Annotated in this window: 16 protein-coding genes; 15 read left to right on the top strand and 1 reads right to left on the bottom strand. The window is 51.0% G+C overall.

Annotation, left to right across the window (positions count from 1 at the left end; genetic code table 11):
* A partial coding sequence (locus HMPREF2983_RS13945; protein WP_168166199.1) for a hypothetical protein occupies positions 1-230 on the top strand: 230 nt, incomplete at its 5' end.
* A 69-nt stretch (positions 231-299) separates the two neighbouring features.
* Here the strand turns inward: HMPREF2983_RS13945 and HMPREF2983_RS03995 are convergent.
* On the bottom strand, positions 300-905 hold the full coding sequence (locus HMPREF2983_RS03995; RefSeq protein WP_070666965.1) for a hypothetical protein: 606 nt from the start codon (positions 903-905) through the stop codon (positions 300-302).
* A 249-nt stretch (positions 906-1,154) separates the two neighbouring features.
* Between HMPREF2983_RS03995 and HMPREF2983_RS03990 the strand changes: the two genes are divergently transcribed.
* The 14 genes from HMPREF2983_RS03990 (at position 1,155) to HMPREF2983_RS03930 (ending at position 26,059) form a co-directional block, all read left to right on the top strand.
* A complete protein-coding gene (locus tag HMPREF2983_RS03990; protein WP_070666963.1) occupies positions 1,155-3,098 on the top strand; it encodes a sialate O-acetylesterase in 1,944 nt (647 codons plus the stop codon).
* 88 nt (positions 3,099-3,186) lie between these two features.
* On the top strand, positions 3,187-5,736 hold the full coding sequence (locus HMPREF2983_RS03985) for a glycosyl hydrolase 115 family protein (RefSeq protein ID WP_070666960.1): 2,550 nt from the start codon (positions 3,187-3,189) through the stop codon (positions 5,734-5,736).
* A gap of 2 nt (positions 5,737-5,738) precedes the next feature.
* Positions 5,739-5,897, top strand: a complete 159-nt coding sequence (locus HMPREF2983_RS13940; RefSeq protein ID WP_004377819.1) for a hypothetical protein — start codon at positions 5,739-5,741, stop codon at positions 5,895-5,897.
* Positions 5,884-7,962 (top strand): cellulase family glycosylhydrolase, encoded by a 2,079-nt coding sequence (locus HMPREF2983_RS03980; protein WP_070666958.1) that lies wholly within the window; start codon positions 5,884-5,886, stop codon positions 7,960-7,962. The genes HMPREF2983_RS13940 and HMPREF2983_RS03980 overlap by 14 nt, the downstream gene beginning before the upstream one ends.
* A gap of 122 nt (positions 7,963-8,084) precedes the next feature.
* Positions 8,085-10,661 (top strand): xylan 1,4-beta-xylosidase, encoded by a 2,577-nt coding sequence (gene xyl3A / locus HMPREF2983_RS03975; RefSeq protein WP_004377821.1) that lies wholly within the window; start codon positions 8,085-8,087, stop codon positions 10,659-10,661.
* Between the two features lie 134 nt (positions 10,662-10,795).
* Positions 10,796-13,942, top strand: coding sequence for a SusC/RagA family TonB-linked outer membrane protein (locus HMPREF2983_RS03970; protein WP_070666956.1), 3,147 nt, complete (start codon positions 10,796-10,798; stop codon positions 13,940-13,942).
* Positions 13,943-13,961: 19 nt separating this feature from the next.
* A complete protein-coding gene (locus tag HMPREF2983_RS03965) occupies positions 13,962-15,902 on the top strand; it encodes a RagB/SusD family nutrient uptake outer membrane protein (RefSeq protein WP_050749418.1) in 1,941 nt (646 codons plus the stop codon).
* A gap of 36 nt (positions 15,903-15,938) precedes the next feature.
* On the top strand, positions 15,939-18,806 hold the full coding sequence (locus HMPREF2983_RS03960; protein ID WP_070666954.1) for a SusC/RagA family TonB-linked outer membrane protein: 2,868 nt from the start codon (positions 15,939-15,941) through the stop codon (positions 18,804-18,806).
* 25 nt (positions 18,807-18,831) lie between these two features.
* Complete coding sequence (locus tag HMPREF2983_RS03955) at positions 18,832-20,637, top strand: RagB/SusD family nutrient uptake outer membrane protein (protein ID WP_004377825.1); 1,806 nt, start codon at positions 18,832-18,834, stop codon at positions 20,635-20,637.
* 18 nt (positions 20,638-20,655) lie between these two features.
* Positions 20,656-21,729 (top strand): DUF5627 domain-containing protein, encoded by a 1,074-nt coding sequence (locus tag HMPREF2983_RS03950; RefSeq protein ID WP_039874018.1) that lies wholly within the window; start codon positions 20,656-20,658, stop codon positions 21,727-21,729.
* A 45-nt stretch (positions 21,730-21,774) separates the two neighbouring features.
* Positions 21,775-23,961, top strand: coding sequence for an endo-1,4-beta-xylanase (locus HMPREF2983_RS03945; protein ID WP_070666952.1), 2,187 nt, complete (start codon positions 21,775-21,777; stop codon positions 23,959-23,961).
* Positions 23,962-24,228: 267 nt separating this feature from the next.
* Positions 24,229-24,825, top strand: coding sequence for a sugar O-acetyltransferase (locus HMPREF2983_RS03940; protein WP_070666950.1), 597 nt, complete (start codon positions 24,229-24,231; stop codon positions 24,823-24,825).
* A gap of 114 nt (positions 24,826-24,939) precedes the next feature.
* Positions 24,940-25,752 carry a hypothetical protein gene (locus HMPREF2983_RS03935; protein WP_004377829.1) on the top strand — a complete coding sequence of 271 codons (813 nt, stop codon included), beginning with the start codon at positions 24,940-24,942 and terminating at the stop codon, positions 25,750-25,752.
* The gene (locus HMPREF2983_RS03930) at positions 25,739-26,059 is read left to right on the top strand and encodes an MGMT family protein (protein WP_004377830.1); all 321 of its coding nucleotides are present in this window, start codon (positions 25,739-25,741) and stop codon (positions 26,057-26,059) included. The genes HMPREF2983_RS03935 and HMPREF2983_RS03930 overlap by 14 nt, the downstream gene beginning before the upstream one ends.
* Positions 26,060-26,246: the final 187 nt, after the last annotated feature.

The following is a 26,246-nucleotide window of genomic DNA, read 5'->3' as shown; positions in this document are numbered from 1 at the left end:
TTTCTAAGCAAATCCTTATCCCGAACTGGCGTAAGTCATTGATTATCAACGAAGCTGGCATCACAATCTGTTTATGCGCATGTAGGGAGGCACGGTTCGTGCGTCCGTTCAACACGGCCTGTTTACAGCCCGATTACTGTCCACTTGTTAACCCGTTTATTCGTCCATTTGTCGACTCACTCCGCTTGAGCGGACGCACGAGCCGTGCGTCCCTACATGCGCATAAATAATTAATTTGTCCACCCGTTTACGCATCAATTGTCAACTGAAACAATGGGTTTCACGTGTTCCTTGGCTGTCTATGGCTCCGGCGCAACGAATTTTACGGGGCGAATAAGCTCACGTAACGGCTTGATATTGGGCTTGAAGAGGTCAAAAGCAAAGCGGGTTTGGTCTTGTTTGTGCTCAACCATGATGCGAACCACGTTTTTCTCTTCGAGAACACCAGTGTTGGGAACAAGCTGTTGATAGACTTTCTTGTAGTATTCTTGTTGATTGCAAGCGTCCATACGCAAGCAAACGAAGACGATTTTGCCATCAATCAGGAAGTAATGATTAGGATATATGTTATCAATCGACCATTCTCCACCCTCGAAAGCCTCGCGATAAGCGGGGTGAAAATAGAACACATCGTTGTTAATGCTCACGCCGTTTGTCAGCGTTCCCCGGTCTTCATACAAGTAAGAACAACTCAATATGAATGCCTTTTGCTTGGGAAAGAAACCTACAGCTTGATGAATGAGTTTCAGAAAAGCAGGCTTCATGTGCGTGGTGTCCATGCGTTCCAAGCTGTCCAACAAGCTCTTTTGCTGGGTTTCTTGCGTGTCAGCCTTACAAGCCACCCACAATAGAATGGAAAAAAGACCGATGAAAAGGGCGAAAATGGCAGTTTTGTGTCGTTTCATAAGCATCACGGTTTAGTGATGTAACAAAGATAAGTTTTCTTTCTGACAAATCCAAATCGGTCGTATGGTTTGTTTTGTGGCAGAAGGCTCGCTTTCTTCTTGCATCATCGGGCGCATCCTGCACGCAACTTTCGTTCATTCTCTTTCCCCCCGATGATGTTACAAACAAAAAAGAATGTGCTACATCAGGGCTTGACAGATTGGAAAATAAAATCTATTTTTGCAAAATGAAGGTTTAATAATCCTAATATGAAAAGAAAAGCATTCTCTTTACGGCGCATGTTGGTTTGCGTTTTGTTGTCAATCACGGCTTTGACCGCACGTGCGGCAGCCGATCCCGACTTCTACATCTTCCTTTGTTTCGGACAATCCAACATGGAAGGCGCGGCAAAAATCGAGCCGCAAGACCTTGTGGGCATCGACAGTCGCTTTCAAATGATGGCGGCAGTGGACAACAATCGGTTGGGTAGGAAAATGGGTCAGTGGTATACGGCCGTTCCACCGCTTTGTCGGGAAAACACGGGACTGACTCCGATAGACTATTTCGGCCGGACGATGGTGGAACATCTGCCAAAAAATATCCGAATAGGCGTTATCAACGTAGCAATCGGCGGATGTCATATCGAAACATTCATGCGCGACTCCGTTGCCAACTATGTTCGAACCCGTGCACCGCAATGGATGAAGGGCATGCTCAAGGCTTATGGCGACAATCCATACGACAGATTGGTCGAACTTGCACGTAAAGCACAGCAAGTTGGCGTCATTAAAGGGATTCTTTTGCATCAGGGAGAGTCGAACACAGGCGATAAAACGTGGCCCGGAAAGGTGGCTTTCGTCTATCATCAGCTCATTGCCGACCTGCAACTCAAGGCGGAAGACGTGCCATTGTTGGCCGGAGAAGTGGTCAGAGCCGATGGTCGGGGCAAGTGTATTGCCATGAATCCCATCATTGATGCGCTGCCCCAGACCATTCATACGGCCCATGTCATCTCTTCCGAAGGCTGCACCAGCGGCCCCGATGACTTGCATTTCGATGCCGAAGGCTATCGGGAACTGGGCAGACGCTATGCTTCGAAGATGCTTTCGCTCTTGGGTTATCCGATATATAAGGCTGTCGACATCCCGAAAGATGCCGTTGTGGCTGCTACGGCCGTGCCGGGAAACGACTTTCCGAAGCTGGATACGGCGCGACGTGGCTATTTTTGGCTGAATGCCCCATCGGCAAAAAGCGTGAAAGTGGACATCTGCGGCAAGAAATATGACCTGCAACGCGATGAAAAGGGCATCTGGACAGGGGTTACCGAACCGCTTGTCGTGGGCTTCCATTACTATTTCTTCTGGGTAGATGGCGTGCAAGTGACCGATCCGGCAAGTGAAACTTTCTTCGGATGTTGCTGCCAGTCGAGTGGAATAGAGGTTCCCGAAGGCCGTGAAGGCGACTATTATCGTCCGCAACAAGGCGTTGCCAAGGGGCAAGTTCGGTCGGTGCAATATTTTGCTACGTCCACTCAAGCGTGGCGAAGGGCGATGGTTTACACGCCGGCCGACTATGAAAAAGGCAAAAAGCGTTATCCTGTTCTTTATCTGCAGCATGGAATGGGTGAAGATGAGACAGGTTGGAGTCGTCAAGGGCTGATGCAAAACATCATGGACAACATGATCGCAAAAGGAGAAGCCGTTCCGATGATTGTTGTCATGGAAAGTGGCGACCTGAAAGCGCCTTTCCGCGGCGGAAGCAGGGATGTGGAACACAGTACTTACGGCGCATCGTTCTATAAAGTGCTGCTTTCCGACCTCATTCCCATGATAGATAACACGTTCCGCACCCAATCCGACCGCGAACATCGAGCCATGGCAGGACTTTCGTGGGGTGGACATCAGACCTTTGATGTGGTTTTCACCAACCTTGACAAGTTCGCTTATGCCGGTAGTTTCAGCGGCGCCATCTTCGGATTGGACGTCAACAAGACCTATAATGGCATTTTTTCACGGCCGAATGAGGTGAACAGCAAGCTGCACTGCCTTTTCTTGGGCTGCGGAACAGATGAAAACATGGGTACGGCCAAACTGATTGACGACTTGGGGGCGGCCGGAATAAAGGTCGACAGCTATGTTTCCAAGGGTACCGGCCACGAATGGTTGACATGGAGAAGGTGCTTGAAAGCATTTGCAGGCAAGCTATTTAAATAGGGGAAAAAAACGATTTCATCGCAAATATTTGCAGAAAAATCTGCAGCATGAGGCGTTTTGAACAGCAATGGCTATTAAATAAAAACATATGAAGCAACTTAAACAACAATATTTCAGGCCAGTTCTCCCTCTTTTTCGGGAGCATCGGGCCGGACTTCTGGCTTGTCTTGGCTGCCTGTGCCTTCTTTTTTCAGCGCTTCCGCTTGCTGCTGCCGACCGCTTTGTCAGCTTTTCAAATGGTGACTTCCTGTTGAACGAAGGCGGGAAAGTGGGCATTTTTGTCGATGAAACCAATCAAAAAGGCATTTCTTTGGCGGCACATAACCTCGCAGAAGACCTGAAAAAGGTGTGTGGAGCACAGGTTGTTTTCACCGAAGCAGCGGCTGCCCGCATCGTCATCGGCTCCATCGGACACTCCAAAGCCATCGATAAACTCATCAAAGAAAAGCGACTGAATGGGGCTTTATTGCGTGGAAAACGGGAGAAATTTATACTGCAACGCATCGGAAAACAACTGATCATAGCCGGTAGCGACCGTCGTGGAACGATCTATGGTATCTATGAATTGTCGCAACAAATGGGTGTTTCTCCGTGGTATGATTGGGCAGATGTGCCCATAGAAAGGCATGATAAAATATATATTTCGGCCGGGATTTATACGGACGGAGAGCCTGCCGTGCGCTATCGCGGCCTCTTTTTAAATGACGAAGCGCCCTGTCTGACCTCGTGGGTGAAGCATACTTACGGCACCGACTATGGCGATCATCGCTTCTATGCACGCGTGTTTGAGCTCCTGCTGCGGTTGAAAGGCAACATGCTTTGGCCTGCCATGTGGGGTTGGGCATTCTATGCCGACGACCCGGAAAACAGCAAAACGGCCGATGAAATGGGCATTATCATCGGTACATCGCACCATGAACCGATGGCACGCAACCATCAGGAATGGGCTAGAAAACGCAAAGAATACGGTGCATGGAACTACCAAACGAATCAAAACGTGCTGGATCAGTTTTTCCGCGAAGGCATCCGGCGCAAGGGAAAAGAGGATATCGTGACGATAGGCATGCGGGGTGACGGCGACGAAGCGATGAGTGCAGCGGCCGATACAAGGCTTCTTGAACGCATCGTCAGTAATCAACGCCGCATCATCAGGGAGGTTTCGGGGCGTCCGGCCGGTGAAACACCGCAGGTGTGGGCCTTATATAAAGAGGTATTGGAGTATTATGATAAGGGCATGCGCGTGCCGGATGACGTCACCATCATGCTGTGTGACGACAATTGGGGCAACGTGCGCAGGGTGCCAAATGAACGGGAACGCAAGCACAAAGGAGGCTGGGGACTCTATTATCACGTTGATTATGTGGGTGCACCCCGCAATACCAAGTGGCTCAATGTGACCCCGACACAGCACATGTTTGAGCAACTTCAGCTCGCTTATCAGTACGGATTGGACCGCATTTGGATATTGAATGTGGGCGACTTGAAGCCTATGGAGTATCCCATTTCACTATTCATGGACATGGCATGGAACCCAAATGAATTTGCCATTTCGGCCATTACCGACCACACTTTGCGCTTTTGTGCAGAGCAATTCGGCGACAGTCAGGCCCCTGAAGCGGCCCGCATTCTGAACCTGTTGAACAAATATAACGGGCGCATCACGGCCGAAATGCTCGATAAAGACACTTATAATCTGGCCACGGGTGAGTGGAAAACGGTCGTCGGTCAGTACGAACAATTGGAGATGGAAGCCCTGCGTCAGTTCATCACTTTGCGTCCCGAGCAGCGAGATGCCTATCAACAATTGATTTTGTTTCCGCTGCAAGCGATGGGAAACCTCTATAACATGTACTATGCACAAGCCATGAATCATCGGCTTTATGCACGTAACGACCCCGACGCAAACCTTTGGGCCGATCGTTGCGAGGCTGCTTTCAAGCGTGATTCCATGCTTTGCCGGGCTTACAATCGGGATATTTCGGGCGGCAAATGGAACGGAATGATGACGCAGAAACATATCGGTTACACGAGTTGGAACGATGATTTCGCCCACGACATGCAGCCGAAACTCTACCGCATCAGCGACACTTCGGCCGGTGGTTTCAGCTTTGTCGGCCGGCAAGGTGTCGTTTCGATGGAGGCCGAACACTATCATACTGCCACCGATGCAGCACGGGCCAAATGGGCAATCATTCCCTTTATGGGGCGCACTTGCAGTGGAATTACGCTCACGCCTTACACGGAAAGCGTTGCCGGTGCACGGCTTTCTTATCGTTTCTCGATGCCTGATTGCACCACCGACAGCGTGAAGATACACGTCGTTGTGAAGTCTACTTTGGACTATCTGAACAAAGGCAGCCTCACGTATACCGTGAAATTAGACGATGAAATAGGCGAAAACGTGCGGTTCAATGCCCGCCTGAACGAGAAGCCGGAGAATATCTACAGCATCTATTATCCCACGGTTGCCCGTCGGGTTATCGAACATGTCGTGACACTTCCCGTCAAAAAGGCCGATTGGCACACGCTGACGCTTGAGCCGTCAGATCCAGCCATCGTGTTTGAAAAGGTGATCGTAGACTACGGAGGCTATCAGACTTCCTATCTCTTCATGGAAGAAAGTGACCACAGACGCTGAAAATGCTTGACGGAACAGAATGCGAGAACGCACAAAATCCATGGGGCGCAGCATCCGGTTCAAGTCGTATGAGCGCCGTCAGGGAGCCGGTTTGTATCGTTTCGGGCTTTCTTTTCAATGATAACTTTGATGAAATACCAATGGTTTATGACGCATCGTAGATTTCTGATGGCGGTGGTTTTTATCGGTTTCACCGCTTTTCCATCGGTTGCACAAATGCCTCGACCGCTGCCTTCGCTCCATGTTGAGGGCCGAAACATGGTCGACAGACATGGCAACAAAGTGTTGCTTCATGGCGTGATGGATACACCTCATCCCTATTTCAATGGCGGAAGATGGGGTTGGAATATTGATGACAGCAGCGTTCCGGCCTGTCTGAACTATTTTGAAAAGCTCTTTCGGGGCCTGACCGATGCTTCGCAGGGCGCTTATTGCAATGTGTTCCGCCTGCATCTCGACCCTTGTTGGACCAATGATCCGACCAAACCGCTTGTCGGAAAAAAGGGCGAAGAGAACATTTCGCAGTTCAGTGCCGACCGACTCCAGCGCTATTTGCAATCGCTTTATATCCCCTTGATGCAGAAAGCCATGGCGCATGGGCTCTATGTCGTGGTGCGTCCGCCGGGCGTCTGCCCTCATGAAATCCGTGTAGGCGATGCTTATCAGCAATATCTAACGACGGTTTGGGACATCGTTTCGCGTGAAGCTGTCGTTCAGCAATATGCCGGTCAGATTTCATTAGAGCTGGCCAATGAGCCCGTAGTCGTTAAGGATGCGACGGGAAAAGCGTCGGATCATGCGCTGCGCGACTTCTTTCAACCCATCGTTGACAAGATTCGCGGCAACGGATTTAAGGGTATTCTTTGGATTCCCGGCAGCAGTTGGCAGGGCAATTACGTGGGTTATGCCCGCCATCCCATCACGGATGACAACTTTGGCTATGCCGTTCACGACTATCCCGGCTGGTATGGTATGAGCGACGAACGGCCAAATGCCGAAGAAGGTATACGCCGGTTTAAAGGTCTTGTGCCCGTTGTCGAGCCCCGACCTGTCATGATTACAGAGGTGGATTGGAGCCCCGAAAAGGCGGGAGAAGGCCATTATGACGAGCATGGAAAATGGGTGAAGGCCAATTACGGCACGTGGGCTACGGCCTCAACAAGCAAATGGGGCGTTGCTTATAAGCGCATGATCGACCATTATGGCAACATATCCATGACGCTTTCGGGCACGGGTTGCTATCTCGATATTGATGAATTGGTTGGCAAAGGACGTGTGGTTGCAGCCTTTGGCGAACTGAAAGAAGCCTGCGGTGCGGCTTGCATGGGGTGGTATAAAGCCTACAACACCACCGCAAAACCCTATCCCGACGACTATGTGTTCAGTGCTGCCGAACGCCGAATCGACAGTATATGCTGGGCATTGAAAGACACCTTGCTCATGCCGGGCGATTCCTATCATGCACCGCTTACGCTTTTCTTCCCCGGCGGAAGAAGCGTGGAAGTATTGCCGAAAGCCATTCAATATACCGTTTCGGCACCCGATGTCGTGGGGATAACGGATGGGGTAATCCATGCAAAAAGCGATGGAACCGCACAAATCACGGCCGTTTATACGACCGAAACCGGTGAGACGTTATCGCGAAAGATAACCGTTCGGGTGCAGATGTTCTCGTTTGAAGCCTCGTCCATAAGGACGGATATTTTCGATCATGGCACGTATGACGAGACCAAACGAGTCTTCCAGCCCGGCAAATGGGGGCAGATGGGGTGGCAGTTCGATGGCGGCATCGGGCTTTCGAAGCATTATCTGGTGTTGAAACTCGACAAACCGCAGACCTGCGGCGCCAAATTGATGCTGTTCCCTCAACAAAGTATTTGGGGAGACAGCTATGAGATTGCGTTGGAAAACAAGACGACTATCGTTGTAGACCTGACCAAGGAAAAGACCAAACAGGGCAAGGTGCTTGGCCACACACCTATTTATATCGTGAGCTTATGGGGCAACGGAGCAGGAGAAATAGACGTAAACAACCTCTATCTGACCGATAATGCCGACGATATGCCCACGGCTATCACCCCCATTGTCAATGCAAATCCCGACTTCACCGACGTTTATAACCTTTATGGAATACGTGTGCGTTCGCACGTTTCCACCGAGATTGCCACCGCGGGGCTTCCTCCCGGCATCTATATTGCAGGCGGGAAGAAAGTGGTGGTGAGGTAAATCAGGGTGCAGTTGCCTTCCCTTTCGTTCGTTCGATTATGCAAACAAGGTGCGACAAAGGGTGATGGCGACACGAAGGAAAATTCAACTTTTCGTATTCAATCATTATTTTCATAGCAACCATGAACAAAATCAAGACCATTCTTTTGTCGTTCGTGACCGTGATGACGGCATCATCGGCATTGGCGCAGCCGTCGCTAACCGGCATGGCGTATCCGTATCAGAATCCAAACCTTAGCGCCTTGACACGCGCACAGGATTTGTTGAGTCGCTTAACCCTTGAAGAAAAAGCCCTGTTGATGCTTGATGAGTCGCCGGCCATACCGCGGTTGGGCATCAAGAAATTCTTTTGGTGGAGCGAAGCCTTGCATGGTGCGGCCAACATGGGCAACGTGACCGTGTTTCCCGAGCCCATTGCGATGGCGGCTTCGTTCAATGATGCACTGTTATATAAGGTGTTTAGCGCAGCAAGTGATGAGATGCGGGCTCAGTATCATCATCGAATAAGGAACGGAGGCGAGGATGAAAAGTTCCATAGTCTGTCGGTTTGGACACCCAATGTGAATATTTTTCGCGACCCACGATGGGGACGTGGACAGGAAACCTACGGTGAAGATCCCTATCTGACGGCTGTGATGGGAACGGCGGTTGTGCGTGGTTTGCAAGGACCTGAAGACAGTAAGTATCGCAAACTGTGGGCTTGTGCAAAGCATTATGCCGTGCACAGCGGGCCCGAATATACGCGTCACACGGCCAATCTGAACAATGTGTCGCCGCGTGATCTGTGGGAAACCTATCTTCCCGCATTCAAAACGCTCGTTGAGGAAGCCAAGGTGCGCGAGGTGATGTGTGCTTATCAGGCGCTCGATGACGAACCTTGTTGCGGAAACAGCCGACTGCTGCAGCAAATTCTGCGCGACGAGTGGGGCTTTCAGTACTTGGTAGTGAGCGATTGCGGTGCCGTGAGTGACATTTGGCAGAACCACAAGACCTCAAGTGATGCTGTTCATGCCACAGCCAAGGCCGCGCTGGCCGGAACCGATGTGGAATGCGGTTTCAACTACACCTATAAGTGTATTCCCGAAGCTGTGCAGCGCGGCCTGATCAGCGAGAAGGAGGTCGACAAACATGTGCTTCGTCTGCTTGAAGGGCGTTTCGACCTTGGCGAAATGGACGACCCGGCGCTTGTTCCATGGTCGAAAATCCCTTATTCTGTAATGGATAGCAAGGCTCACCGCCAACTTTCGCTCGATATGGCACGCCAATCTATCGTGCTGTTGCAGAACAAGCAAAACATGCTTCCACTGAAGAAAAACAACGAACGCATCGCTGTGATCGGCCCGAATGCCGATAATGTGCCGATGATGTGGGGCAATTACAACGGTACCCCCAACCGTACGGTGACCATCCTTGACGGTATACGGGCCAAGCATAAGAACGTGAAATACATCAAAGGCTGCGATCTTACCGACACAATGGTGGTCGATCCGTTGTTTGATGCATGCATGATAGCCGGCAAACGCGGGCTACGTGGTACCTTTTGGAACAATACAACGATGACCGGGAAACCTGTTACGACACAATATTATCATGGTGAAGTGGCTGCAACGACAGCCGGTATGCACAGCTTTGCGCCCGGTGTAAAAGTAGAAGGCTTCTCGGCCAAATATGAAACCGTGCTGCTATCAAAGCGTGATGGCGAGGCCGTTTTGAAAGTAGAAGGGTGTGGCGACTTTGAAGTATGGGTCAATGGCAAGCAGATGCAGCACCAACACACATGGCGAACAACACCGACTCGTATACCTATTCGGCTTGAGGCCGGCAAAGACTATCGCATAGAAGTGCGCTTTACCTATGTGAATACATGGGGTGCAAACATTCGAATCAATATCGGAACCGAGCGACCTATTGACTACCAGGAAGTCATTCGGGCATTGAAGGGCATTGAAAAAGTGGTCTTTGTAGGTGGTATCTCACCTGCTTTGGAAGGCGAAGAAATGCCTGTGGACATACCGGGGTTCAAGGGAGGAGACCGAACAGACATCGAACTTCCACGTGTTCAGCGGGATTTCATCAAGGCCCTTCACGCTGCAGGCAAGCAGCTTGTCTATGTGAACTGTTCGGGGTCGGCTATTGCTCTGGAGCCGGAAACCACAGCCTGCGACGCCATTGTACAGGCATGGTATGCCGGGCAAGAGGGCGGAACGGCCGTTGCCGATGTGCTCTTCGGCGATTATAATCCTTCGGGAAAACTGCCCGTCACCTTCTATAAGAACAGTAATCAGCTGCCCGATTACGAGAATTACAGCATGAAAGGGCGCACTTATCGTTATTTCTCCGACCCGCTCTTTGCTTTTGGTCATGGCCTTAGCTATACAACGTTCAATATGGGAACGGCTGAAATCATCAAAAAGGCTGATTCCATCGTGGTGCGTATTCCCGTAGAAAACGTTGGCAGTAAGGACGGAACAGAGACCGTTTTACTGTATATCAAGAACCATCAGGACCCGAACGGGCCGATAAAATCACTGCGCGGCTTCAGTCGTGTCTTTGTGAAAGCCGGACATCAGGCCGTAGCAGAGCTTGTATTGACACGTAAGTCGTTTGAGTTCTTTGACGAAAACACAAATACCGTGCATTTCAAGGAAGGAAATTACGATTTGCTGTATGGTGACAAACGCGTCGAAATAAGAATGTAGTGACCCTAAACCCTTGCATAACATTCACTTTGTTACATGGCGCAAAATGAATGTTACAATATCATGTACGCCGTTAAAAAAGTATTGAATATCTTTGCAAATGTAAAGTCTAATTCTAACCTAATAATTAAAAAATGAGACAAGTACACAGACTTTTTCAACGCTTTTCGCTGATCGTGGCCATGCTTTTCGCGTCGATTGTGGCGGCTTTGGCGCAAAACACCATTCGCGGAACGATTTTAGACGCCGGAGGTGAGCCGTTGATCGGGGCCACTGTCGTCATGAAAGGAAAGCCTTCTGTTGCCGCTGTCACCGATTTTGACGGTAATTTCGAACTGAAGACGCCGGCTAAAAAGGTCACACTCGTTGTTTCTTACGTGGGAATGGTCACCAAGGAGGTTGTCGTTGTCGAGGGACATGCGGCAAAAATCGTCCTGAAAGACGACGATCACACCCTTCAAGAGACCGTTATCGTGGGCTACGGCCAGCAGAAGAAGGCCAGTGTCGTGGGTTCTATCACCCAAACAACGGGGGCTGTGTTGGAACGTGCGGCAGGTGTGAGCGACATCGGAGCCGCTTTGACGGGCAATCTTCCCGGCGTGGTGACCATTCAAGGCAACGGTATGCCGGGCGAAGAAGAACCCCAAATCATCATTCGCGGCGCCAGCACGTGGAACGGAAGCGACCCATTGGTATTGGTTGACGGTATCGAACGCCCGATGAGCAGTGTCGATATCGCTTCGGTGGCCAACATTTCCGTACTGAAAGACGCTTCGGCAACGGCCGTTTACGGTGTGAAAGGCGCCAATGGTGTCATTCTGATTACGACAAAACGTGGTACGGAAGGCAAGGCGAAGATCGACGTGGGCTTCAATGCAACGATGAAAGCACCCTCGAAGTTGCCGAACAAATATGACTCGTACGATGCTTTAAGACTGCGCAATCAGGCTGTAGAGCACGAACTTGGCATTGCGCCCGACTCATGGTCGTATGTTCGTCCGCAGTCTTTTATCGACAATTATCGCAACCAGAACACCTTGGAACAGCGTGAACGCTATGCGAATGTGGACTGGCAGGATGCGCTGTTCAAGAAGTCGACCATGTCTTACAATGCCAATGTGAACATCAGCGGCGGTACAAAGTTCGTGAAATATTTTGCGTCAGCCGACTTCGTACATGAGGGAGATTTGTTCCGAGAATACGACAACGGACGCAACTATAAGGCGGGTTACGGTTACAACCGCATCAATGTTCGCAGCAATCTGGACTTTCAAATCACGAACACTACAACGCTGCGGGCCAACATCTCAGGCTCGAACGGCGTGAAGAAGTCGCCTTGGAGCAACTCCGTGCACAGTGAATGGCAGATCGGACAGCAGTGGGCAGGCGCTTACAACATTGCCCCCGACGTGTTCCTGCCCAAATATTCCGACGGCTCTTGGGGCTTTTATCCCAATGCTTCGAACGTTTCAAACTCTGCACAGAACCTCGCCATCGGCGGTGTGCGCCAGATTACGACGACGCGCATCAACACCGACTTCACACTGGAACAGAAATTGGATTTCATTACCAAGGGACTGAATGCCCGCGGAACGGTTTCCTGGGATAATATCTTTATGGAAAGCGGTCGCGGAATCAACGACCTTTACAACGCTTCGCCGACGAAATATATCGATCCGGAGACCGGAAAGGTGACTTTGGGACAAGAACTTGAAGGCAACAACAAGTTTGATTGGCAGCAAGGTGTGAACTGGACCACCGAAGGAGGCGCCGTAGATAACAACGCAACCGTGCGCAATCTCTATTACCAGTTGCAATTGAACTGGGCCCGTCAGTTCAGACACCACGACGTTTCGGCCATGGGACTCTTCTCCCGACAGGAGAATGCCCGCGGAAGCGTGATGCCTACCTATCGCGAAGACTGGGCGTTCCGTGCCACCTATAACTATGCGGGCCGCTATTTCATCGAGTATAATGGCGCTTACAACGGTTCTGAGAAATTCGGCAAGGCCCATCGCTTTGCTTTCTTCAACTCCGGCGCCCTTGGATGGACCGTTACGGAAGAGAAATTCATGGACCGCCTGCGCGAGAAAGGCATCATCGACCTGTTGAAGCTGCGCGCTTCTTACGGTGAAATCGGCGACGAAAACATGGGCGACCCGTTTGATTCGGCCCGTCGCTGGCTGTACATGAGCCAGTGGGCTTATGGCGGTCAGACCACAATGGACCTGGATCATACCGCAAGTATCTATTCATGGTATCGCCAAAGTGCCCTGGGCAATGAGAATGTAAAATGGGAAACCGTGCGCAAAACGAACTTTGGCGTCGACTATGGTTTCCTTGGCGGACTGGTTACAGGTTCCATAGACTTCTTCCATGACCGCCGAAACGATATCCTGATCTTTGGCAGCGGACGCTCCGTTCCGGCTTACTTTGGCACCACAGCGCCTACGATCAATAAAGGAAAGGTGCGCACGACAGGTTATGAATTCGAGGTGCGACTCAACAAAAAGTGGGCAAACGGCCTGCGCCTGTGGGCCAACTTCAACATGACCCACGCCAAGAACAAGGTGCTGCTCAAGGACGACCCCGTCCTTCGTCCGGCTTATCAGAAGGATGCCGGCTTCTCCATGGGGCAATACAGATCGTATCTTGACCGCGGCTTCATCAACAACATCGACGACCTGATCGGTTCGCCGGCCCATGAATCCAACGACAACCATCGCCTCGTGGGCGACTACTACATCGTTGATTTCAACGGCGATGGCGTGATCGACAGCAAAGATGCGGCACCCGTAGGCTACAGCGGCTCGCCGATGAACACCTACAATGCAACGCTGGGCGTTGAGTGGAAAGGCTTCTCGGCCATGGCGCAGTTCTACGGTGTGACCGATGTGACCCGCGACGTCACGCTGAGCAGCTTCGGCAACAAGCTCAACAATGTCTATGATGCAGGCACATGGTGGGACAAAAGTGCGCCCGACGCCGACGTCATCGTGCCCAGATGGGGCGCCAACCAATCCAGCTACAGCAACGGAACCCAATTCCTTTACGACGGTTCCTACATCCGATTGAAGAACGTCGAGGTGGCTTACACCTGGACAAGCGGTTGGATCAAGCATCTGGGCATCACCTATCTCAAGCTCTATCTCAACGGCAACAACCTCTGGCTGTGGACACGTATGCCCGACGACCGCGAAGCCAACCTCGGCGGCGGCGGTTTCCTCGGCGCCTACCCTACCGTGAGACGCTTCAATATCGGTGTTAAATTCTCATTGTAGTATTAAACAAAACAGACAAATGAAAACGAACATAAAAACCATTTTGATGTTGATATGCGCCTTGTTTGCACTCAACACGGCGTTGGTTTCTTGCGAAGACTACTTGGATAAGGAGCCCGACTCAACCGTTTCGCCCGACGATGCCTTTGTCAACTTCCGCAATTTCCAGGGTTTCGTGGAAGAAATCTACAATTGTATCCCCGATAAAGAGAAATGTAACTGGTGTCCGTCGTGGAATTGGGGCGATGATGAGGTCTTTAATCCCGAGGCCGACAACCGAATGACGCATCAAGTTGACCTTGGTAACTTCCGTGCATGGGAGACTACGGGCAACTGGCTCTATAAGACAGGGAGCAATCCCACCTCAACCAACAAGTTTGAACACTCGCTTTGGCCACACGCCTGGTATTGTATCCGCAAGGCTAACTTGGGTCTGACCAACCTTGACAAGATGGTTGCTGCATCCAAAGAAGAGAAAGACATGATTGCCGGTCAGCTCTATTTCTTCCGTGCCTGGTGGCACACCGAGCTGATGCAGTTCTTCGGCGGGTTGCCCTACGTGGACACTTACCTCGACAGCAAGTCCGAACTCAACCTGCCCCGCCTCTCCTATCAGGCGTGTGCAGACAAGGCGGCGGCCGACTTCCGCAAGGCGGCCGACCTGTTGCCCGTCAACTGGGACCGCACGAGTGCCGGAGCCGCAACGCAGGGAAAGAACGACCTGCGTATCAATAAGATCATGGCTTTGGGCTATCTGGGCAAGACTTACCTGTGGGCGGCAAGTCCGTTGATGAAGAATGGTGCCCGGCTCGGCGCCTCGAAGGACGGTAAGACCTATGACTATGACGGCGAATATGCCAAGAAGGCGGCCGAAGCCTTCGGAGAGTTGCTCCGTTTGGTGGAGTCGGGACAGACGCAATACGCGTTGGCCGAGTTCAAGTATAAGGATGTTTACAATCACGAAAAGGCTGCCAATGCCACCACATGCTTCTCGGACATCTTCTATACCAGCAAGCAGAACTGGAAGATGCCGGGCTCTGTAGAAGCCATCTTCCGTGGTCCGTCTGCCGATTACAACGGCTCGAACTGGAACACCTCGAAGGTATTCGGTCCGAAGGTCGATAAGGTAGTGGCCCACGACAACGTGATTCACCAGCCGACAGCCAATCTCGTGGAGATGTATGGCATGGCCAACGGGCTTCCCATCACCGACCCCGGTTCGGGCTTCGACCCCAATCATCCTTTCAAAGACCGCGACCCGCGTTTCTATCACGACATCGTGTTCGACGGTTTCAAATACCTGAACGGCACGCCCGGCCAATATGCCCACCTGCAATACTGCGAACTCTTCACGGGCGGCAACATGCGGCCGGTGGCAAACGGCAGTCGCACGGGCTATTTCATTCAGAAGCTGGTGCCCCATACCTGTAACGAGGTAGACAGAACGTACGACTGGGGCGGCAACCTGCATTGCTATCTGCCCTATATGCGCTTGGCCGATATCTATCTGATGTATGCCGAGGCATGTGCGGCCATAGGTGGGGCAACAGGCAAGGCCTCGAACTTTGGCAAAACGGCTGCCGATGCCCTCAACACGCTGCGCGATCGCGTGGGTGCGGGCCATGTCGGGAGTGCTTATCTGTCGGACAAGAACAAGTTCATGGACGAAGTTCGCCGCGAGCGTGCCGTGGAATTGTCTTTCGAAGGATTCCGCTTCAACGACCTGCAGCGTTGGTTGCTCCTCACCGAAGCACCCTACAACGAAAAATATTCGCAGGAGTTTGACCGCGTGGAAAACGCCAACTTCTACAGAAACAACGACCCGAAAGATGCCCGGGTGGCCAATTATCGAAAGGAATTGATACTGACCCGCAGTTTTAATACAAAGCACTATTGGTTCCCGTTGCCTATCAATGAGGTTTATCTCTATCCGGAGTATTATCAGAATCCGGGCTGGTAAAGAATGTTTTAAGTGATAATAAATAGAAATAATCGTATGAATACGAAATTCAAATCCTATAAATCAAAACTTCTTCTGGCAGGCCTTGTCGTGTTGGCTCCTGTCGGTGTCGATGCAAAGGCAGCTGTTGAGCAAGCGACCGACACTGCTGGTGCGGAGAAGGAAATGGTGCAGGTGGCCTATCGCAAGGTGGCCAAGAAGGATATCCTCGGCGGTGTGTCCGTTGTCGACGTGGCCGACTTGATGAAAAAGAACTATAATACCTACAGCCTTGACAATATGCAGGGGTATGTCGGTGGCTTTAACGGTAATTCGCTTTGGGGAATGGACAGCAACAATGCCGGTTATCTGGTCATGGTAGATGGTGTGCCGCGTGATGCAACCAATGTCATGCCGAGCGAAATCGACCAAATCACCTTCTTGAAAGGTGCACAGGCCGTTGTACTCTATGGCAGCAAGGCCGCAAAGGGCGCCGTGCTCATCACGACCAAACGCGGAAAGAACGACGGACTGAAGGTTGAGGTGCGGGCCAACACGGGCTTGCATGTGGCAAAGTCATTCCCCGAATACCTCAGTTCGGCCGAATATATGACGCTTTATAACGAGGCACGTGCGAATGACGGGCTGACACCGCTTTATTCAGCGGCCGACATTTACAATCACGGGTCGGGGCTGAACCCTTATCGTTATCCTAATATCGATTATTATTCATCCGACTACATCCGCAAGATGTATTCGCGCCATGAGGCAACAGCCGAAATCAGCGGTGGCGGAGAGCGTGCACACTTCTACAGCAACATCAATTACTATCGCAGCGGAGACTATTTCAAGTTTGGTGAGGCCAAGAACAACCATATTTCGCGGTTCAGTGTGCGTGGTAATGTCGATGTGAACATCAGTGAAGACATCAAGGCGTGGGTGAACTCAAGCGCCACATTCTACGATTCAAATACGGCCAAGGGAAACTATTGGAACGTGGCAGCAACGATGCGGCCCAATTTCCCGCAGTATGCCAATCCGTTGATACCTGTGGATATGGTCGACCCGCATGCAAAGGCAGCCTTGGAATTGCTGAGTGTAGCCAAGCTGATTGACGGTAAATATTTCCTTGCCGGCTCACAAGCAAACTCATCTTCTTTGTTCGGCGATGTTTATGCAGCCGGCAAGAGCAAGTGGACGAGTCGTCAATTCCAGTTTGACACGGGTGTCAACATCGGACTTGGAAAGCTGTTGACGGGTCTTTCTTTTGAAACGCGCTTCGCCGTGGACTATTCCACCTCCTACACGACATCGTTCGATAACAGCTATGCCGTCTATATCCCGACTTGGTCGAACTATAACGGCAAGGACGTTATCGTGGGATTAAAGAAAGAAGGTGAAGACAAACGTTCGGGCAATCAGAACATCAGCGGCAGTACGGACAACCAGACCATGCTGTTCTCCGCGCAGTTCAACTACAACAACACGTTCAACAACGTGCACAACCTGTCTGCCATGCTGATTGCTTCGGGCTATCAGCAGTCAAGGTCGGGACAGTATCATAAGACGTCGAGTGCCAATCTTGCCCTTGGAGTCTCTTACAATTTCATGCAGAAGTATTATGCCGACTTGGGATTGGCCGTTATTCATTCCGCACAATTGGCCCCCGGCCATCGTGAAGCGCTCTCTCCATCACTGACTTTGGGTTGGCGACTCAAGAATGAAAGTTTTCTGAAAGATGTCGATGCTGTCGACAATATGCTGTTGAGCGTTTCGGGAAGCATCATCAACGAGGATATCGACCTTGCCCGCGGAGATGTTCGTTACTATCTTTATAAAGGTATTTGGACTTCGGACAACGGTTATGGCTGGTATGATGGCTCGAACGATAAGTACACGTATTCGAAAAGAGGCGAGAACGAAGACCTTGGCTTTATCAAGCGCAAAGAGCTTTCTTTGAGTTTCAAAACCTCGTTGTGGAAGCACTTTGTTACGCTTGATGCCAACTTCTTCATCAATTCCATGGAGGGCTATCTCATTGATTCGCCCACCTTCTTCCCCTCACATTTGAACACAAGTTACCCCCAAGGGTCTTTCATGCCCGTGCTGAACTACAACAATGATCGCCGCGTTGGCTTTGATTTCGCCCTGAACTTCAACCGGAAGTTCGGCGAAACGGATCTCTCACTCGGCCTTACCGGCACCTATTATAATACGAAGGCGACAAAGGTTGACGAGAATAATGTTGAAGCCTATCAGAACCGACAGGGAAAGGCTATTGATGGCATTTGGGGTTATAAGAGTGCGGGCTTCTTCCAAAGCGAAGCCGAGATTACAGCCTCTCCCGACCAAAGCAGTCTTGGCAGTACGGTAAGGCCCGGCGACATCAAGTATGTGGACGTTAACCATGATGGCAAGATCGATAACTACGACCAAGTGTATCTTGGTAAAGGGGGATGGTATGGTGCCCCGTTTACGATGGGTGTGAACTTCACTGCCAAGTGGAGAGGTTTCACGTTCTTTGCCCTCGGTGTGGGCAACTTCGGCGCGCATGGTGTGAAGAACTCCTCCTATTATTGGGTGCGTGAGGCCGGCAAGTACTCTGCCGTCGTTCGCAACCGTTGGACTCCTGAAACCGCAGCTACGGCAACTTACCCCCGACTATCGACACTTTCGGGTAGCAATAACTTTGTAACTTCCGACTTTTGGCTGTATAAAACCGATGCATTCCGCTTGGCGAAGGTTCAAATCACCTATGATTTGCCACGCCGTTTGTTTGGTTCGACATGGGTGAAAGGCTTGTCTGCATTCGTCAGTGGGGCCAATCTGCTCACCATTTCGGGCGAGCGTGAGGTGCTGGAGCTGAATGTTGGCAGCGCACCACAGACACGTTACTACAATATCGGGGTGAAAGCGACTTTCTGATGAAATGAAATTAAAAACAAAAGCTATGAAAATAAAGAAGCTATTCCTATTGACGGCATTGGCATTCAGCTTGGTTTCGTGTTCCGATTTGTTTGAGCCTGCACAGGAAAACAACCGGGGTTTGGACGAAATCTACAACGAACCGACTTATGCCCAAGGGCTGTTGGGCTACGGATACGCTATGTTGCCCTACAATACCAAGAGCGTGACGGACGTTGCCACTGATGATGCGGTGAGTAATGATCTGTCTAACGGTTATTTGAAGATGGCCACGGGTGCTTGGGCAGCCAATAACGACCCGATGTCTCAATGGACCAATCGCCGGGCCTGCATACAATACCTGAATATTTTCTTGGAACAGGCAGACAAAGTGAACTGGGCTAAAGACGAAAAAGCCCGAAAAATGTACTGTGATAGCCGTAAAGGCGAGGCTTATGCCTTGAGAGCGCTCAACATGTACTTCTTGTTAATGAACCATGGTGGCTGGGATGCCGATGGGAAACTGCTCGGTGTGCCGAACTTAACGGCCTCAGAGAAACCCTCGGATGACTTCAATAAGGCGCGTAACACGTTCCAAGAGTGTCTCAATCAGATTTATAACGACTTGGAAGAAGCCGAGAAATTGCTCCCACTCGACTATAACGACCTGACGAACGACGCCGATGTTCCGGCCAAATATAAGGCCATCGGCGTTCAGACGGCAGGCGAATACAATCGCGTTTTCGGCGCAATCATGCGCGGACGTATCAGTGGTCGCATTGCAGAAGCCATTTGTTCGCAGGCCTCTTTGCTTGCTGCCAGTCCGGCATTTGCAGCAGGTACGACCGTCAACTACGCCAAAGCGGCCGACGATGCAGCCAAAGTGCTTGACCGTATAGGCGGCGTGAGCGGCATATCGCCCACGGGTAACAAATGGTTTGCACAGACTTCGGAGATTGATAACCTTGGATCGGGTGCCGTTCCACAGGAGATTCTTTGGCGAGGAAGCCGTACAAACGGTGATGAAGACTGGAACCTTGGTCTGAATCAAGAGGCCGATAACTTTCCACCAAGCCTTTATGGCAAGGGAAGAATCAATCCGACGCAGAACTTGGTTGATGCTTTTCCGACCGTTACGGGCTATCCCATCGCCGATAGTCGTGGAGGCTATGATGCCGGTAAGCCTTATGAGAACCGCGATCCACGCCTCGATATGTACGTTATCCATGATGGCAGCAAGTATAAAGGAAAGGAAATCAAAACCGATATCACGACCACTGGCAACGATGATGGCTTGAACAAGGTGAGTAATTCCACGCGAACGGGTTACTATATGAAGAAACTTCTGCGTGAAGATTGCGACCCTAACCCGAATTCCAAGAACGCTAAGTATCACTATCCCGTGTATATTCGCTACACAGAGCTGTTCCTTAACTATGCCGAAGCAGCCAATGAGGCGTGGGGTCCCAAGGGTTCGGGGTCGCATGGTTATTCTGCTTACGATGTCATCAAGGCCATTCGCGACCGCGCAGGAATTACCGATGTAGCCTATCTCAATGAGTGTGCGTCCGATAAAGGCAAGATGCGCGAACTGATTCGCAATGAACGACGCCTCGAACTCTGCTTTGAAAACAAGCGATTTGCCGACCTTCGCCGTTGGAAAGCACCCATCGACGTGGCTGCCGGTGGCGTGCAAATCAAGAAAGATGGCGGAACAACGACGTATAAAGCCTTCAAAGTGGAAGACAGAAACTATAAGGAGTATATGTATTATGGACCGATACCGCAGAGCGAAATACAAAAATGGACGGAGCTCAAGCAGAATAAAGGCTGGGAATTAAACAACAAATAACGCTAAAACTTCAATAAAATGAAAGTAACAAAATATATCTCGATAGCATTGATGGCGGCTTTCGCTTTCGCTCTTGACTCCTGCAAGAATGGAAATCCCGAGTTCTCGGATTACGAAGGCGGCTCATCCGTATATTTCGCTCGCCAGCATGTTGTGCGAAATGTCGTGCTGGGCAATGATGAAACCAGAGACAACACCGATGACAACAACCATGTCTTCTATATTGTCTCCACGATGGGCGGGACCTATCATGGCAGAGACATCACATTAGAGACTGCTGTGGACAATTCGCTATGCGATCGTCTCTACTTTGAAGACGGAGTGACGCCCGTGAAGCCGATGCCGGCAAACTATTATTCGATACCTTCGACCACCGTTTCTTACAATGGAAGTTTCCAAGGACGTTTGCAGGTAAAGTTGGAGGATGCGTTCTTTAATGATCCGGCTTCTGTGACGGGTACTTATGTCATCCCAATCGTCATCAAGGGTCAGGTTGGTGCTGACCGCATCCTGTCGGGTACGCCTGCCATTGAAGGTTCTACACCCTCAAGAACGAACGCAGCTGCCTGGAATGTCGCCCCAAAAGACTATGTGCTTTACTGCGTGAAGTACATGAATCCGTGGTCGGGCTATTATCTTCGTAGCGGAGAAGATAAGATAACCCATAACGGAAATACAGAGACAAAGATACGCAAGGGAGCATCCGTAGAGAAGAATGAGGTATGCCAAATCACGACAAAGTCGTTGAAAGAGTGCATATTCCCCGTTTCCATCAACAAGACGGTCAAGGATGCGCACGGAAATGATGTCGTCCAGGCTGTCACATGCAGACTGAAACTCTCGTTTGATGACAACGGAAACTGCGCCGTGTCTTCCGAAACATCGGGCATGACGGCCACGGGTACGGGCAAGTTCACTTCGAAAGGAGCCACCAATGAGAAAGCCTGGGGCGGCAAGAACCGCGATTTGCTCACCCTTGAATACCGCATTGACTTCGGTGGTGGGCTCACAATGGAAAGCAAAGACGAATTTGTGGCGCAGACACGTGGCAACACGAATGGCGTGGTTGAGTTCAAGCCGCAGTATAAGTAAGTTCCGCTCGAAAGTTATAAGTGTCATATAATTAAGACGAAGAATATGAAATTAAGCAAATTAAATATAGGATTGGGCCTGGCTGTGCTGGCAGCTTTGTCTTCATGTGCCGATGACAAGTTCTCCGAATACAAAACAGACATGACCAAGGACTTGGCAGAATACCAGTACCTGAACGACTACGAGCCATTGAAGAACTATGTCGAGCAGTTGAAGTCAGCCGGCAAGTGCAATCCCGACTTCAAGTTGGGTGTTGCCCTGGGGGCTTCCGACTTCAACAAGCGCGAGTTGGTTTATAGTTTGGCCGGTAGCAACTTCATGGAGATGACTGCCGGAAACGCAATGAAATATGCGTCTTGCGTAAAGGACGACGGGCGCATGGACTTCTCTACCGTGAAAGAGTTTGTTTCCAACGCCAAGGAGGGCGGAATCACCATCTACGGACACACGCTGGCATGGCACTCGCAGCAGAACAATAAATACCTCAACGGCTTGATTGCCGACAGAGAACTTCAGGTTGACCCCAACGCAAAGGTAGAGAAGACCGACTTTGAAAAGGATTGGACGACAGCCGGCAGCTACACCTATTGGGCGCCGAATGAAGTGAAGGCCAACATCACGGTCAATGGCGACGGCTTCAAACTGGTGAATGCTGCCGCAACCGACAACTGGCGCGTGCAATATCACATTGCCGACGGCCTGCCGCTGAAGAAAGACAGCGAGTATATCTTGAAAATGACGGTCAAAGGTTCCGGCGAAGGCACGCTTGCCGTCGGTATCGGCGACTGGGGAGGAAGAGCCAACGGATCGATTGCGTTCAACACCGATTGGAAAGAATATGCCGTGCCGTTCAAGGCTGTTGCCAACGGCGGCTTTGTCATTTGTCAGTCGGGTGCTTTTGTTGGAACGCTACAGATTCGGAATGTGAAAATCGTCCACATGGAGTCGCCCATGGTTGAGATTCCGAAATATGTCTATGAGAACAACTTCGATGGCAGCGATGTGCTTAGCGGTTGGGGCAATGGTTCCACTGCCGAGTTGGCTTCCGGTTCGCACGACGGCAGCAAGTGCATGGTGGTCACCAACCCCGGCGCAACCAATTCGTGGAGTGTGCAGCGGGCTGTCGACCAGGAGTTTGAAAACGGCAAGACCTACTATCTCCACTTTTGGGGCAAGGCCGACAACCCCGGCAACATTGGCGCAGGTTTCCAAAAGACCGACGGCTATCAGGGGCGCGGCGATTTCCCGGCAATGAGTCTCACGACGACTTGGAAGGAGTTTACCGTTCAAACCACGGTCACCGGCGAGGGCTGTAACCGCTTCCTCTTCAACCTTGGTGCTGTGGCGGGCAAAATCTATATCGACGACGTTCAGCTCTACTACATGGAGAAGAACAACAAGATTCCCTTGAGCGACAGCGAGAAGAAAACCATCCTGACAACAGCCATGGCAACATGGGTCGATGGAATGATGGAAGCCTGCGACGGCTACGTGACATCGTGGGATGTGGTCAACGAACCCATTTCGGGACGAGACAAAGATGGCGACGGTTACTACGACCTGCAGTCGGCCACGCGCGGTACGGTTTCCGAAGATGATGCCAAAAAGAACTTCTACTGGCAAGACTATCTGGGCGACCTCGACTACGTGCGCACAGCCGTTGCCGAGGCGCGCAAGGGCTTTGCAGCCCACAACGGCGATGCTGCCAAGCTGAAACTCTTCATCAACGACTACAATCTGGAGTCGGATTGGGACGACAACAAGAAACTCAAGAGCCTCATCCACTGGATTGGTGAATGGGAGAAAGACGGCGTGACACGGATTGACGGTATCGGCAGTCAGATGCACGTGTCGTTCTCGGCCAATCCGACAGTTCAGAAGAGCAAGGAGGAACATGTCGTGAAGATGCTTCAACTGATGGCTGCAACGGGCAAACTCGTGAAGATTTCCGAGCTTGACATGGGCTACAACGACGCTGCGGGCAATGCTGTCATGACCGAGAACCTGACCGAAGCGCAGCACAAGCAGATGAGCGATTACTATCGGTTCATCGTCGGCCAGTACTTCAAAATCATTCCTGCGTCCCAGCAGTATGGCATCACGCAGTGGTGTATCACCGACTCGCCGAAAGATTCCGGCTGGCGAGGCGGTGAGCCTACCGGCCTTTGGGATGCCAACTTCCTCCGCAAACACACCTATGCCGGCTTCGCAGACGGCTTGCGTGGGGAATGAAAAGCCCACCCCCTGCCCCTCCCAAGGGAGGGAAGTGCGGGCTTGCGGAGGTTTCCAAACAACATAACCTATGTCATTCTATGCAGGAAAGTGATGTCCGTGACTGCCAAACGCACAATGCGAAGGGCCTCGGTCACCCATAACAACAAAATCTTTTTAAGGCATACCGACGTCAGTTTCCTGCTTCCAATCCCGTTTTTTCTTTGATTGGGTCCTGTTGTTCTTCAAATAAAAGTCGTAATTTTGCGGTTATAAACATCGTAACCTATGTACGACGAATGGAATAAAATGTTGTGTGGAGCACCTTATAATGCCACCGAACCGTATTTTTATGAGCGACTTCTCAAGACAAAAGAGTTGATTCTGCACTACAATCAGCTGCCTCCCAGCGATTCAAAAGGTCGTGAAAAGGCCCTTAAAGACCTTTTCGGGTACTGTGGAGTAAGGCCCGTTGTCAACTCACCTTTCTGTTGTGACTTTGGTTGCAACATCAGTGTAGGCGACTATTTCTTTGCCAATTTCTACCTTACCATACTTGATGAGGCGAAAGTCTCCATCGGAAATCATGTCTATATAGGCCCCAACGTGAGCCTATATACGGCTTGTCACCCCACAGATCCAGTGGAACGGCGTAACGGAATAGAGTGGGCTTGCCCCATAACCATTGGGAACGACGTATGGATAGGGGGCAGTGTGACCGTCCTTCCGGGCGTAACCATCGGTCATGGCAGCACGATTGGGGCCGGTTCGGTGGTCATTCAGGACATTCCCGACGGCTCGGTTGCCGTGGGAAATCCCTGCCGTGTGGTCAAAACGGTGGCTTATTCGCCGGCCGATGCCCTGCAAAACGCCTCGCAGGAATAAAGTAATGGGACGAAACTTAGCGGTATCAATGGGCAGACACGTTGAAGTTAACGTCGCAAGCATAGAATAATGAAATGAAATACAGGCAATATAAATGATAAAAAGTAAGGAAAAATGAACCCGATAAAAGCTTTTCTTTGCGTCGTCTGCTGCCTTTCGGCCTCCAACGGCATGGCTTCCGGCAACCCAAATGGCGCACCCAAGCACTGGGCTTTGCAGGCGAGCTTCGGTGGAACGACCCTCGCTGACGACACATCCGATGGGCAAGACTTCTATATAGGCGACGAAGAAGGCAACTATTTCGCCCTTTCGGCCGACTATTATCTCAATCCTCACCTCGTTTTGACAGGTAACCTCTACTACGAACAGGACGGTATTGCCACGCAATATGCCGCAGGTATCGGGCTAAAAAAGGTGAACATGCTCGGTCTGGAGGGCGGCATCAAGTGGTATTTCTGCCCACAAAAATGGGTTGTTCAGCCTCATATCGGTGGCTTAATACAGACAAATTTCCTCAATTTGAAGCGCATGCAAGGCAGTGAAACCCATGTGTTGCAACAGGCATATCCCGGCAGTCACGTCCAAATGAACTACGATGTGCAGTGTCCAGCCATTGCCCTGAAACCTAAAATCGGCGTGGATATCCGCATCATCAGCTCCGTTTCGCTCTGCTTCGCCTACGACATCGGCTTCGGATTGGGCGGGCATCACCGTGCCGATATGCGGTTTCTAGACCTTCCGTTCACGGGGCAAACATGCCAATATCAGGCAGACAACATTCGGACAACTGTCAGTTTGGGACTCAAAATTGACTTCCCGACGAGGCCAGTCTCCGGAAAAACGGTCAACAACCTATTCATGATTCTAAGCGCATGGCTTGAATCCAAGTCGCAGAACCGCTCAACTTTCTCCCATGGCTCATTTTGATTTCGAACTATTCCGGCAGGAAGTGGCGAATATCGTCAGCCAAATTCCGCGCGGATATGTGCTCACTTACGGTCGGATAGCGCGTCTCTCGGGCTATCCTTCGCATGCCCGTCAGGTGGGACGTGCGCTACACGGCATGACCGATAAGGCCATTCCGTGCCACAGGGTGGTGGACAGTGTGGGGCGAACTGCCCCCAACTGGCCCGCTCAACGGACACTGCTCGCTGCTGAAAACGTGTGCTTCAAGGCCAATGGTAACGTCGACCTGCGCCGTTCGCAATGGGATTACGAGGCCGAGGAAGTCTGATTCGGAACCGATCGCCGCAAAATTAAAATTCAACACGCCTTCTCCTCGTTTTTTATTTCAGCTATATTGCGCGCTAATCTCAGCCATTTTAGCGTGTAATATGGGTGAGATTGCGCGGTAAAATGGGTGAGATTGGAACGCAGGATATAAGTAATACGCCAGTTCGGGATAAGAAAGTTCTCTAAAA

It is taken from the genome of Prevotella sp. HMSC077E09, from assembly GCF_001814685.1.
Classification (GTDB): Bacteria; Bacteroidota; Bacteroidia; order Bacteroidales; family Bacteroidaceae; genus Prevotella; species Prevotella oris.
Note: the sequence above shows the minus strand (reverse complement) of the source record. Positions and strands in the feature narration are given on the sequence as shown.

Bases quoted from the DNA above. Each gene is read 5' to 3' on its own strand.
- HMPREF2983_RS03995 (WP_070666965.1), bottom strand. From the start codon at position 905: ATGAAACGACACAAAACTGCCATTTTCGCCCTTTTCATCGGTCTTTTT.
- HMPREF2983_RS03990 (WP_070666963.1), top strand. From the start codon at position 1,155: ATGAAAAGAAAAGCATTCTCTTTACGGCGCATGTTGGTTTGCGTTTTG.
- HMPREF2983_RS03985 (WP_070666960.1), top strand. From the start codon at position 3,187: ATGAAGCAACTTAAACAACAATATTTCAGGCCAGTTCTCCCTCTTTTT.
- HMPREF2983_RS13940 (WP_004377819.1), top strand. From the start codon at position 5,739: ATGCTTGACGGAACAGAATGCGAGAACGCACAAAATCCATGGGGCGCA.
- HMPREF2983_RS03980 (WP_070666958.1), top strand. From the start codon at position 5,884: ATGACGCATCGTAGATTTCTGATGGCGGTGGTTTTTATCGGTTTCACC.
- xyl3A (WP_004377821.1), top strand. From the start codon at position 8,085: ATGAACAAAATCAAGACCATTCTTTTGTCGTTCGTGACCGTGATGACG.
- HMPREF2983_RS03970 (WP_070666956.1), top strand. From the start codon at position 10,796: ATGAGACAAGTACACAGACTTTTTCAACGCTTTTCGCTGATCGTGGCC.
- HMPREF2983_RS03965 (WP_050749418.1), top strand. From the start codon at position 13,962: ATGAAAACGAACATAAAAACCATTTTGATGTTGATATGCGCCTTGTTT.
- HMPREF2983_RS03960 (WP_070666954.1), top strand. From the start codon at position 15,939: ATGAATACGAAATTCAAATCCTATAAATCAAAACTTCTTCTGGCAGGC.
- HMPREF2983_RS03955 (WP_004377825.1), top strand. From the start codon at position 18,832: ATGAAAATAAAGAAGCTATTCCTATTGACGGCATTGGCATTCAGCTTG.
- HMPREF2983_RS03950 (WP_039874018.1), top strand. From the start codon at position 20,656: ATGAAAGTAACAAAATATATCTCGATAGCATTGATGGCGGCTTTCGCT.
- HMPREF2983_RS03945 (WP_070666952.1), top strand. From the start codon at position 21,775: ATGAAATTAAGCAAATTAAATATAGGATTGGGCCTGGCTGTGCTGGCA.
- HMPREF2983_RS03940 (WP_070666950.1), top strand. From the start codon at position 24,229: ATGTACGACGAATGGAATAAAATGTTGTGTGGAGCACCTTATAATGCC.
- HMPREF2983_RS03935 (WP_004377829.1), top strand. From the start codon at position 24,940: ATGAACCCGATAAAAGCTTTTCTTTGCGTCGTCTGCTGCCTTTCGGCC.
- HMPREF2983_RS03930 (WP_004377830.1), top strand. From the start codon at position 25,739: ATGGCTCATTTTGATTTCGAACTATTCCGGCAGGAAGTGGCGAATATC.